The following is a 10,944-nucleotide window of genomic DNA, read 5'->3' as shown; positions in this document are numbered from 1 at the left end:
GCTGCCGGCGACCACAACTCTGGAGACCGCGGCCCCTCAGGTCCCACGACCGTGGCGAAAGGCACTGGTTCGCCTTCGCCTTCGGTGACATCGAACCTGCGCAGGCGTACCTCGCCCACGGTGCGATGAGCAGCAGGTCTGATCCGTTCCCGAAGGACACGTCGACCACGAGCAACGGTGAGGGCGGAATGGTCGTGCACCGGTGGGCCTCTCCACGAAACGACAGTGTTGAGGCCCCAGGCTACTGAGCCTTTCCGAACGCGCCACCCTCATTCTGGAACGAACGCGTGTGGCGGGTGGTGTTGATCAGGCGCCAGCCAGGCGCGGAGCCATCGGATCCTTACCACGTGAGGACATCTCCCGCGCGACGTACTGCTCAATGTCGTTGATGGAGATCCCTTCCCGAGACACCACCGTCAGCAGGTCACTCATCGTGGAGACTTCCTCGATCTGCTCCTTGATGAACCATTGCATGAACTGCTCGGCGCCAAAGTCGGTCTCCTCGCGGGCGGTCCGAGTCAATTCGTGGATCTGCCCGGTGACGCGTTTTTCCAGGGCAACCGTCAACTCGATCGGCGCGACCACGCCGGTGAATCGGCAGGTCGGTGCCGGCGTGGCCGGGATATCAACCTGGGCATCGACGTCCAGGAGATACTGCACCATCATCATCGCGTGGTCACGTTCTTCTGCGGCTTGTGCATAGAAGAACGCTGCCATCTGCGGCATCGTCAACGATTCGTAGTGCACCGCGATCGCGACGTATTGCTGGTGTGCCTCGAACTCATGGCCGATCTGGGCGTTGAGTTTTTCACTGAACTGGGACACGTCACTCCTCCTGCGTCGCAGCTGGTCCGCCGCGACGACCTTGCCTGAAGATGTCTTCTTTCTGTTCTTACGCCGTGGACCAGACTGATCTGATCCGCGGACGTCGCGGCCCGAGGAGTCATCGACCTTGACCAGTCGACGACGGTGCACGGTGTACCCGGAGGGGAGATTGCCTTCTTTGAGCAGCCGCAGTGGGCACCGCTTGCACCGTGGAGTGCTGTCGCAGCACTTCTTCTTCGGTTTCACACGTCGCGACACTGATCCATCGTAGGAGCCCGCGCTGCGAAAGATCTGAGTGGCACCGACAAGGCGACGGTCCTGGGGGCGCCCACCTCGCCCCCAGGACCCGGTGGACGGTCTCAGGCGCCGAGGCTGCGCCAGTAGTCGTTGAGCCAGCCGTTGACCTTGAAGAGCCACACGAAACCGCCGATGATCGGCAGCAACACCCACAGTCCAGTCAAGCCGGTCACCGGGGGCTGCTGACCGCGACGCTCATACAAGCGCCCAACCTCAGCTGGCATGACAAACCAGATCACCGGCACGAGGAAGATCCCGATGAGCAGGGCGATCCCTCCGCCGATGCCTTCACCAGTGTGGTCTTTCATCTCCTGGTGGACCATGTAGTAATACGCCAGCGGGTAGATCCCCAACGTGACAATTGTCAGCAGTATGACAACCCCGGTGCTCCTGACTTTACCGATCTGACCCGTAGCGCCGTACAGCACCGGCGGATAATCCGGCGACGGGGGCACCGGGCTGAACTGTTGTGACATGTCGAGATCTCCTCAGCACGAAATGCGCTCCGGCGGAGCACAGCCCGCGGATCATCGCACGGTCCATCCTCTACTGGGAAGAAACTCCAGCCAATTCACAGGTGTATCCACCGCTCAGGGCTGATCACGTTGCGTGGCGGCGCTACACGCCCACCCCACCAGGGCCCTGGTCAGGAGGAACTGGCCGCACCAAACCAGCCAGACGGCGCCGGTGAAGTGTGGTGCCAGATGTGTTTGATCTCCCGGTATGCCGCCAGGCCCGCCTCGCCCAACTCGCGGCCGATCCCTGACTGGCCGCGCCCACCCCACTCAGCCTGGGGGACGTGTGGGTGATAGTCGTTGATCCACACCGTGCCGTGGCGCATCCCGCGCGCCATCCGTTCAGCCCGACGTACATCCTGGGACCAGACCGCCCCGGCTAGGCCGTAGATCGTGTCATTGGCCAGCTGCAACGCTGCCTCTTCCGCCTGGGCACGGGTGTGACCGCTGAACGTCTCCACCGTGAGCACTGGCCCTGCCGATTCCTCCTGAACACAGCGCATCCCCCTGTGACACTCGTCCAGGATCGTCGGGGAGAAGTAGAAACCAGCGTCGTACGTCGGTCCTTGAGGACGGCTCCCACCGGTGCGCAACACTGCACCCTCCTCGATGGCAGCCTCGACGTACGCCTCGACCCGATCCCGATGAGCGGCGCTGATCAACGGACCGGTCTGTGCCGAATCATCGAAAGGACCGCCCATCCTGATCAGCTGAGCCCGCCGGACTAACTCGTCCACCACCTCGTCATGTACCGACTCCTCCACAATGAGTCGCGCCCCAGCTGAACAGACTTGCCCGGAATCCAAGAAAACCGCCGTCAAGGCATTGTCGATCGCGGCAGGGAGATCCGCGTCGGCGAAGATGACGTTGGGGTTCTTCCCTCCGAGCTGCAAGACAACCTGGGTGATGGTGTGAGCAGCCGCTGCCGCCACCATCCGACCGGTAGTCAGGGAGCCGGTGAAGGACACCAGATCCACGTCCGAGGATCGAGCCAACGCGGCACCTACGACAGGGCCAGAACCCAGCACCATGTTGCCCACCCCTGGCGGCAGACCCACCTCATCCATAGCGCGCATCAACCACATCGCGCTCGACGGGGTCAGCTCACTGGGTTTGAGCACGAACGTGTTGCCCGTGGCCAATGCAGGCGCGACCTTGGACGCCACTTGCAGCAGCGGGCAGTTCCACGGGGTGATCAACGCGCAAACCCCGACCGGCTCATAGACGATGCGGCTCGTGATCTCGGCATGGCCGGTGTCGACCACCCGTCCTCGATCGACATTGACCGCCGCCGCAGCCTGCCGAAACACCCTCACGATGTCGTCCATGTCCATCCGGGATTCCACATAGCGGCGCCCGGTGTCGAGGGATTCTGCCGCCGCGATTTCCCCTGCCTCCTTGTCGATCCGGTCGGCGAGCGCGAGGAGCAGTCGGGCGCGCGAGCTCGTCGGCAGGTGGGGCCAGGGGCCGTCATCGAAGGCGCGGCGGGCGGCGCTGACTGCGGCGGTGATCTCGTGGGGAGATCCGTCGGCGACGACAGCGACCTCACGGCCGTCGGCGGGACAGATGATCGTCCGGGTCCGGCCGTCTCGGGAGGGCACCCATGCCCCGTCGATGAAGTGGTGGGTCATATGTGGGCGCCTCCGGTCGGCGGGAATTGGGTGAAAGCGCAACCTAACCAAGGTGGTGAATACGCTGTTATCGACACGCCGTCAGCACCATTGTGCCCTTGAGATGCGTTGTGCCCCAGCTGAACTGCAGCAACATGGCTGCGCGACCCTTGGAAGCTAGGCGAAGGGATTCAGCCGATGTGACGAAGATCTCTGCCAGCGATCTCCCGCGGATCAGACAGGGCTGACCTCATTCCCACAATCCGCCCCTCAACCCCACTGAAAACAGCGTCGCGGCCTCTCAACGGATTGGCCGCCGGGAACGGGACCAACGGCCTGCCTGGGACGGCACAATGCACAGTCACAACCGACCCATCCATCGCATCCGCCCCAGAGAAGGTCTTGATGAATCACAGCGCACCACCTGGCCCCGTCATCGTCGAACCAGCCCGCCCCCACCGCGATCGCACCCACTGGCTCTACATCGCCGTCATCATCGCCGTCCTCGGCGGCATCGCCTTTGGCCTCATCGCCCCCGAAGCCGCGAAAGACTGGAAAGTCCTCGGCGACATCTTCGTCGCACTCATCAAAATGATGATCGGCCCCGTCATCTTCTGCACCATCGTCCTCGGCATCGGATCCATCCGCACCGCCGCCACCGTCGGACGCGCCGGCGGCATCGCCCTGGCCTACTTCCTCACCATGTCGACCTTCGCCCTAGCCATCGGCCTCGCCGTCGGCAACCTCATCAAACCCGGCGAAGGCCTCACCGTGATCAAAGGCTCCGGCGACAAATACGCCAAACAAGCCGAACACACCGGTGGAACCATCGAATTCATCCAAGGAATCATCCCCACCACCCTCTTGAGTGCACTCACCGCCGGAAGCGTCCTGCAAGCACTCTTCGTCGCCCTCCTCGTCGGCTTCGCTATCCAACGCATGGGCCGCCAAGCTGAGCCCCTCCTCGGCCTCATCGCCGCTATCCAAAAACTCGTCTTCCGGATCCTCATCATGATCCTGTGGACCGCACCCATCGGAGCCTTCGGTGCCATCGCCGGAGTCGTCGCAACATCCGGAGCTGCCGCCGTCGTCGAAATGCTCAAACTGATGGCAGCGTTCTACCTGACTTGCATCATCTTCATCTTCGGAGTGCTCGGCGCCATCCTGTGGGCCTTCACCCGAGTCAACATCTGGAAACTGACGAAATACCTCGCCCGCGAATACCTGCTCATCGTGGCCACCTCCTCGTCAGAGTCGGCCCTACCAAACCTCATGGCCAAAATGGAACACCTCGGCATCGCCAAACCCACCGTCGGCATCGTCGTACCCACCGGATACTCATTCAATCTCGACGGCACCGCGATCTACCTGACCATGTCGGCGCTATTCATCGCCGACGCCATGAACAAACCGCTTTCCCTCAGCGAACAAATCGGTCTGCTGCTCTTCATGATTGTCGCCAGCAAAGGTGCTGCCGGAGTCTCCGGCGCCGGACTGGCCACCCTCGCTGGAGGACTCACCGCCCACCGCACCGACCTCCTCGACGGTGTCGGGCTCATCGTCGGCATCGACCGCTTCATGTCCGAAGCCCGCGCACTGACCAACTTCTCCGGCAACGCCGTCGCCACCATCCTCGTCGGCTCCTGGACCAACACCGCTGACCTAGAACGAGTCCGGAATGTCCTCAATGGCGCCGACCCCTTCGACTACGCCACCATCACCGACGAACACGGCGACCCCGTCAACCCTGAAGACACCCACGTCATCGTCGGTCGGCCCCCCGCGCCGGTCAACCCAGCGGACCACCTGCAACCCACGCCGTACCCCGTGCTCCACGCAGACCCCACGCGCGAACCGGACTCGGCGCTCGAACCGGACCCCACGCGCGAACCGGACCGGCCACGGTCGTAGGCCTGGGAAAAACGAAACGCACGCCTCGGCGTCGTACGCCGCCCGTGGGCGACTCACCGCCCACGCGATTGCGCCCACGGGCGACATACGACGGGAAAAAAGCCGCCCACGGGCGGGGTTTAGGGGCCGGTTGATCCCCAACGCACCGGTGCACACGCGAAAGCCGCCCACGGGCGGGGTTTAGTCCGGGACGTCGCCAGGCCGGACCCCGATGAGGACTTCGAAACGGCGAGTGCGTTCTTCCGGGCTGAGCCGAGAGCACCAGGCGCAGTTTTTCCCCCCGGAGGAGGTGTACCACCGGCAGCAGGTGTTTCGGTCATACATCAGTCGTTCCCGATCAGCACCCATCATCACCCTGAAAGATCCACTGCGAGCTAGCCGGTCACGTTGACCAACGATCTCTTCCGCGTCACGCAGCAGGTCACGCGCTGGCATCGTCTTCGACAGTTGCCGGGTTGCCGCTGCCACCCCAGCAGCGATGTTGCCCCACATGTTGCCGGTGCCCAGCCGCGCCACCGTGTGCAACGCCTGCCCCACCGGAAGGAGGTGCTCGTCAACGATCATGTCGACCAAGTCAGCAGTCCCTGCCCCGGGGACGATCCGCGGCTCTGGGATCACAGTGACAGCTGGGCTGCGATCCACGAACAGCATGTACGTCGTCGCACCCTGGAGGTCTAGGACAACACGTTCGGTGGTCCACACTGCTACCGCCAATCCGGCGATCCGATGGACATACCGTTGGAAGGCCAACGACGCGGCGTACGGGCCCGGGTCGAGACCACGCATCTGAGCGTGCGCTGCCACCATGGCGCGAGCGGCACCGCTGTCGACGTCAGCGAGCTCACTGCCAGTGACAACCATCCCGTCGAGGTCACCAGCTGCTTCACTTCGAGCGTCGGTGAGGGCGTGCGGGCCACGACGTGTCGCGAAGGTCCGTGACAGCGCACCAACCCGCGTCAGCATCGCCTCTAGGTCTGGTGCGGCAGGAGCAGCCGTTCCGGGTCGGGAAGCGTCCATGGTGGTGGGAGACATCGGTGGTGATTCACTCTCTGCTCGGCGGCGACGCACTGGATCACCGCACACGACGCCCGTCACGTTCCCCTACGACGAACAGGCTTCGCTCCTGGATAGTTTCGATGACCATACTCACCCTCTACCCGCGTGTCGCAGACAGTAGCCCCTGGCATGAACCGGTCGTCACGAGTCGCTCCTGCTCACGCCCGCCCGAGACATCCGTAGAGATTGAATGGACACCATGAAGAGACGGATCAGGGCCGGAGGCGAACATGGTCAGACTCACTCGAACGCACGAGTCGATGCAGGAAGACAACACAAAGAACTATGGCGACCGTCGCTAGCACGATGAGGAATGTCGGCGACGCCCATACATAAAAGTACATCAGCCCCGCAAGATAAGTCAGTAGACTCACATAAAAACCGAGCTGAAAAAACCAAGCCCAAAGATCCGACGGATCGCCCGTGATCTCTGAAAACATCATGGCCGCCCGCACCTCGATGCCAGAACCGGCCGCTGCAAGCATATAACCGAGTACTGCAAAAAGGAAAGAACTCGCCAGGCCCTCCACTGACGCCCAACCCATAAAAGCTACTGCAGATCCAAGTGCATGAAGCCATGCTGGGCCAACACTCAATCCCATCAATGACTGCACGAAGAAACATAGCCCACCCACCCCAAAAAACGAAATAGTCAGAGCTACTTCCGTTGTTGAAAGATGCCGCTGGGACACGAGGACCGGCATTTCAACACAATTGAGAAGTCCAGTGAAGACACCGAAAGTCAGCCAGCCATAACGGAGATCAGCAAGCCATCCGCATCCCCGCAGCGAAGCAGGCGCACCGATCACCCAACGAGGACCTCCCTTATCTCGCTGACCTGGGCTCCATAAAGCAGCGGAAAGCCTCCAGGGCAGGAGCATCAACGCGGCGAGAAATGTCAGCGCATCAAATATAAAAACCGCTCGCAGGCCGTAATGACCTTGAATATATGCACCAAGAGCCGGACCGGCAACCAATGCGACATGAGCCGATGTGCGCATCGCCCGTATGGTGCGCTCTCGGTCACCTCCAGTCAGAGTGCAGGTCACACAGCTCATCATCCACGTATTGGCGCACCCTTGAATAACACACGAGATACCCGTTATGACGAGGATAGTCGCGATATTGATTGGGATGATGAACAGGCTTAACTGAAGGAAACACAGCAGCCCTTGAGCGGCAGCCCATGCGCTCCCCGGCTCACAGCGCTTTAGCATCCTTGTCACGGTGCGAGATAACAGTGCCGGCCCAGCGGTGCGCAGCAGAAATAGCCACACCACCGAAGCTGAGCCATATTCTTTTTGTAATATTACAATGATAGCTAAGAGACTGACCCAACTCCCCACCTGGGACAGGCCTGATCCGGCGATGAACCGATTACCCCACATTGAGTAAAAACACCAAGCCCATGATGAAATCATCCCGTCTCAGAAAATTGAGAATATCGACTCGGACACCCAAAGGACCCCGCCATACCTACCAGCAACTCTGCTCCTGATCTCCACTCAGATGGCGACATGGCCTCATCTTGCCCCTGTCGCAGGTGATGAGTGTTTCAAGGGGAGGCAACTCTCACGGTGACACTTGAAGCTGACAGATGATTCATCGCGACCCTGAGCGCGAGTGATGGTTAATGGTAATCTGCCGCATCGCCTTCGTGGGCATCAGCATGGGGCGATCTTCCTTCACGCCTGTGGCGGTGGTCACTCCATGGATGCCACCACAGGCACCCAAGAAGGAGGCGGCTCTGCCGGAGGACGGTTACCGGGAAGATCTCAGTAGATGTGACCCACATAACATTATTGTGGGATCTTAGTGTTGACCACTGAGACAAAGTAAACCGGTAGCATTTTCAATGCGGGGAGCACAGAAGGACGGGCACTTTTTAAAGAGACATCGGTCCGGTGCGGCAAGGTACAGATCTGCATATCGCAGTGAATGTGTTGATGAAGCATTGAGGGCGCAGGTGATATCGATGCGTGCGGGTGTTGAAACAGAGAGTGATGATGTGGAGACCGTCGTGCGTGTCGATCACCTGCAGCTGCGCTATCCACGTTCGCGGAAACCGGTGATAGATGATCTGACGTGGAATGTCGCAGCAGGATGTACTGGGCTGTTGGGCCCTAACGGCGCAGGGAAAACCACGTTGATCCGAGCGCTGACTGGTGATCTGCGGCCTCGTCAGGGGACGATCAGGTTCAACGCGGGCGATGCCGTCATCGGGCATGTCCCTCAGGGATGCACCATCCCGGGGCATCTGCGGGTCGGCGACGCTCTGGCCTATATCGCTTGGATGAACGGCGTCCGTCCGCCAGACCTCGATGAGCACGTAGACGTGGCATTGTCGGCGGTGGGTTTAACCGAGCATCGCCGTCACCGGGTCAGCATGCTTTCTGGTGGGCAACGCCAGCGACTGCTGATCGCTGCCGGAATCGCCCACCGCCCATCGGTGCTGATCCTCGACGAGCCAACGGCCGGTTTAGACCCAGCGCAGCGTTTACACGTACGTCGGGCGATCGCAGAGTTAGACGTGAGCTGCGTACTGATCGCCACCCATCTCCTGGAAGACGTCGAAGTCATGTGTGAGCACGTGGCGGTGCTCGTGAACGGCGGTGTGCAGTGGCAGGGCCGCACCGAGGACTTCGCCGACACCTTGACTGGCCACCAGATCTCCTCTGATTACGGGTCACCCCTCGAAGCGGCTTATGAGTCGTTCGTTGAATCGTTGGGGATGTCCTGATGCAGGGGATACCTGCACTTCCCTGGAAGCGGCTGGTGCAGGGTTGGCCAACAGGGGTGAGTTGGTTAGCCGTTCCAGCCATTCTGGTCGTAGTCGTCAACGTGGTGTCTTCGCAGCCAGCGATGCATTCGATGTACGGCGTGTGGCCGTCCGCTTCAGCAGCATGGCGCGAGCACCTGCTGTTGGTCGGTCCGATAGTGGCGATCGCCGGCTGCGCGTGGGCGGGCCGAGTGACTCAGGGTCGATCCTCACTGACCGGGAAAGTGCCCTCGCATGGGCTGTCAGCACCGTCAATACTGCTGGCACATACGGCGGCTGCCGCATCGTGGTGGGTGTCGGCGTACGTGCTGGGTGTGCTCCCGGAGATGGTGTGGACCTGGCGGACGGCGACCGCGGGGAGCCTAGACCTGTGGGTGGTCTTGCACGGCCTGGTGGGTCTGCTGTGCTACACGGTGGTGGGGGTAGCTGCCGGGATGATCCTGCGCTCCCCTGCCTGGGCGCTCCTGGTAGGAGTGGCGCTGTTGTGGTGGGGCATGCAGCCGATGTATGGGGCGCGCTGGCTCGGAGCATTGGGCCCGGTGCAGTTGTGGGACATGACGGCCTGGGACCGGCCGAATCTTGCGGTATTGACGTTCTCCACGATGTTTTGCCTGGCTGTGAGCACGCTGCTGGTGATGGCCTACCTGGCGCGGGTGACGTCAGGGGTAGCGCGGTGGTTCCGGGTGGTCGCGGCAGGGTCGGTGGTGGGTGTTTTTGGGGTCACGGCGTGGGCGTGGCAACCGGAGTTGGTGAAGCAAGCGGCAGTGAGCGAAGAGTGCTCTGGGTTCCCCTCCGCTGGCATTGAAGTCACAGTTTGTTTGCCGCCAGGACATCGCAAGAGTCGACCCCAGATCGAAGAGGTTGTGCAACAGATGAATAATTTCGCTGGTGCGCGCATGGTGAGAGAAGTCCATGAATCTCGTTCTGGGGTGAAGGCCCCCACGGTGACACACGTCAATGTCTCACCGCGCAGCGAACAGACTGTCTTGCTGTCGAACACGGTCTATGACGCCATCGCTGGCCCGATGGTGCATTGCATGCAGAACACAGACGAAGGGACGTCACTGCCAGAGCAGTACACGGACGAAGCATCAGCCAGGACGGCTCTCACCGCCGTGACCGTCGCCTACCTGACAGTCGGGCATCTTGATCGGCCTCCCTCGGTGGTCCCGGGGTCGGTGGAGGACCGCGTTTGGCACCTGTCCCGTGACCAGGTGCGTGCCTTCCTCGCCGATCAGGTCGCCAACCTCCCGTACTGCGGGAAAATGCGTCTGCCATGATCCGCGGGTTGGTCTTGACCTTGAAATGCCGCCGAGCCGGGGCAGCCCTGACCTGGGTGGCCGTCGCGACTCTGATCGCCGCCGTGACCCAGCTCTCTCCCTTCATCGTCTTGGACAGCGCGATTTCCCGACCGCTGCGCCCGATTCCCACCTGGGAAATCCTCGTCATGATCACTGCCTGTGTGCTTCCTGCGATCATGCATCACGGAGTGGGTCCGTTAGCGATGCATCCGCCCTGGTCACGCGGCATGATCCATATCACCGTCACCACACTCGCCGTCCTAGGGACGCAGATCCCGTTGTCGGTCTTCTGGTGGCGGCTCCATCTGCTGACGACGAAGGCTGATGTGCCGATGTGGGGCAGGATGATGGCCTCAGGGGCGTTGTACTGCGCGATCGGTTTGCTGACAGTGCGTGGTGCTGGGCCACATCTGGGGCCACTGATCAGCGGGGTGATGTGCGCATTGTTGCCAGTCTTACAAAGCTATCTTCCCTGGGTGTTGTGGGACCGTCATCTCACCGCCGGCATCCGCCCTATCGACGGTTGGTGGCACAACATACTTTTTCTGAGTGTCGCAGTGATAGCCACCGGACTTCCCCGAGGAATTCTGCGAAGGGTGTTTCCTTGACGCTGGCGTCCTGCACACCTGTGGTGGCGGTCACCGAAGCGA

General features: G+C 61.5%; 10 protein-coding genes. 4 read left to right on the top strand and 6 right to left on the bottom strand.

Annotated features, from left to right (window positions below; genetic code table 11):
• From KEM60_RS16190 to KEM60_RS16175, 4 genes are all read right to left on the bottom strand, one after another.
• A partial coding sequence (locus KEM60_RS16190; protein ID WP_219232499.1) for a hypothetical protein occupies nucleotides 1-200 on the bottom strand: 200 nt, incomplete at its 3' end.
• Nucleotides 201-306: 106 nt separating this feature from the next.
• Nucleotides 307-1,083 (bottom strand): ferritin, encoded by a 777-nt coding sequence (locus KEM60_RS16185; RefSeq protein WP_255574743.1) that lies wholly within the window; start codon nucleotides 1,081-1,083, stop codon nucleotides 307-309.
• Nucleotides 1,084-1,184: 101 nt separating this feature from the next.
• Nucleotides 1,185-1,598, bottom strand: a complete 414-nt coding sequence (locus KEM60_RS16180; protein WP_219232497.1) for a DUF4234 domain-containing protein — start codon at nucleotides 1,596-1,598, stop codon at nucleotides 1,185-1,187.
• Nucleotides 1,599-1,768: 170 nt separating this feature from the next.
• Nucleotides 1,769-3,268: an aldehyde dehydrogenase family protein gene (locus tag KEM60_RS16175; protein WP_219232495.1), complete on the bottom strand. Its 1,500-nt coding sequence runs from the start codon at nucleotides 3,266-3,268 to the stop codon at nucleotides 1,769-1,771.
• A gap of 384 nt (nucleotides 3,269-3,652) precedes the next feature.
• Here KEM60_RS16175 and KEM60_RS16170 point away from each other — a divergent pair, with 384 nt between their 5' ends.
• Nucleotides 3,653-5,158 (top strand): cation:dicarboxylate symporter family transporter, encoded by a 1,506-nt coding sequence (locus KEM60_RS16170; protein ID WP_219232493.1) that lies wholly within the window; start codon nucleotides 3,653-3,655, stop codon nucleotides 5,156-5,158.
• A 180-nt stretch (nucleotides 5,159-5,338) separates the two neighbouring features.
• Here KEM60_RS16170 and KEM60_RS16165 read toward each other — a convergent pair whose 3' ends face one another.
• Together KEM60_RS16165 and KEM60_RS16160 are read right to left on the bottom strand one after the other, a co-directional pair.
• Nucleotides 5,339-6,190 carry a hypothetical protein gene (locus tag KEM60_RS16165; protein ID WP_219232491.1) on the bottom strand — a complete coding sequence of 284 codons (852 nt, stop codon included), beginning with the start codon at nucleotides 6,188-6,190 and terminating at the stop codon, nucleotides 5,339-5,341.
• A 236-nt stretch (nucleotides 6,191-6,426) separates the two neighbouring features.
• On the bottom strand, nucleotides 6,427-7,635 hold the full coding sequence (locus tag KEM60_RS16160) for a hypothetical protein (RefSeq protein WP_219232489.1): 1,209 nt from the start codon (nucleotides 7,633-7,635) through the stop codon (nucleotides 6,427-6,429).
• A gap of 554 nt (nucleotides 7,636-8,189) precedes the next feature.
• On the opposite strand from KEM60_RS16160, the gene KEM60_RS16155 reads away from it, so the two are divergent.
• Genes KEM60_RS16155 through KEM60_RS16145 form a run of 3 tightly spaced genes read left to right on the top strand, consistent with a single transcriptional unit; the run spans nucleotide 8,190 to nucleotide 10,902 of the window.
• Nucleotides 8,190-8,954, top strand: a complete 765-nt coding sequence (locus tag KEM60_RS16155; RefSeq protein WP_219232487.1) for an ABC transporter ATP-binding protein — start codon at nucleotides 8,190-8,192, stop codon at nucleotides 8,952-8,954.
• Nucleotides 8,954-10,273, top strand: a complete 1,320-nt coding sequence (locus KEM60_RS16150; protein WP_219232485.1) for a hypothetical protein — start codon at nucleotides 8,954-8,956, stop codon at nucleotides 10,271-10,273. The genes KEM60_RS16155 and KEM60_RS16150 overlap by 1 nt, the downstream gene beginning before the upstream one ends.
• Nucleotides 10,270-10,902, top strand: a complete 633-nt coding sequence (locus KEM60_RS16145; protein ID WP_219232483.1) for a hypothetical protein — start codon at nucleotides 10,270-10,272, stop codon at nucleotides 10,900-10,902. Before KEM60_RS16150 ends, KEM60_RS16145 begins: the two co-directional genes overlap by 4 nt.
• Nucleotides 10,903-10,944 lie beyond the last annotated feature (42 nt).

It is taken from the genome of Austwickia sp. TVS 96-490-7B, from assembly GCF_019331795.1.
In the GTDB taxonomy this organism is placed as follows: Bacteria; Actinomycetota; Actinomycetes; order Actinomycetales; family Dermatophilaceae; genus Austwickia.
The sequence above is the reverse complement of the archived record's forward strand: the minus strand, read 5'-3'. Positions and strand labels throughout refer to the sequence as shown.

What these genes read in the sequence shown, in the direction of transcription:
- KEM60_RS16155 (WP_219232487.1), top strand. Translation starts at nt 8,190, where the DNA reads ATGCGTGCGGGTGTTGAAACAGAGAGTGATGATGTGGAGACCGTCGTG.
- KEM60_RS16165 (WP_219232491.1), bottom strand. Translation starts at nt 6,190, where the DNA reads ATGTCTCCCACCACCATGGACGCTTCCCGACCCGGAACGGCTGCTCCT.
- KEM60_RS16150 (WP_219232485.1), top strand. Translation starts at nt 8,954, where the DNA reads ATGCAGGGGATACCTGCACTTCCCTGGAAGCGGCTGGTGCAGGGTTGG.
- KEM60_RS16175 (WP_219232495.1), bottom strand. Translation starts at nt 3,268, where the DNA reads ATGACCCACCACTTCATCGACGGGGCATGGGTGCCCTCCCGAGACGGC.
- KEM60_RS16160 (WP_219232489.1), bottom strand. Translation starts at nt 7,635, where the DNA reads ATGATTTCATCATGGGCTTGGTGTTTTTACTCAATGTGGGGTAATCGG.
- KEM60_RS16180 (WP_219232497.1), bottom strand. Translation starts at nt 1,598, where the DNA reads ATGTCACAACAGTTCAGCCCGGTGCCCCCGTCGCCGGATTATCCGCCG.
- KEM60_RS16170 (WP_219232493.1), top strand. Translation starts at nt 3,653, where the DNA reads ATGAATCACAGCGCACCACCTGGCCCCGTCATCGTCGAACCAGCCCGC.
- KEM60_RS16145 (WP_219232483.1), top strand. Translation starts at nt 10,270, where the DNA reads ATGATCCGCGGGTTGGTCTTGACCTTGAAATGCCGCCGAGCCGGGGCA.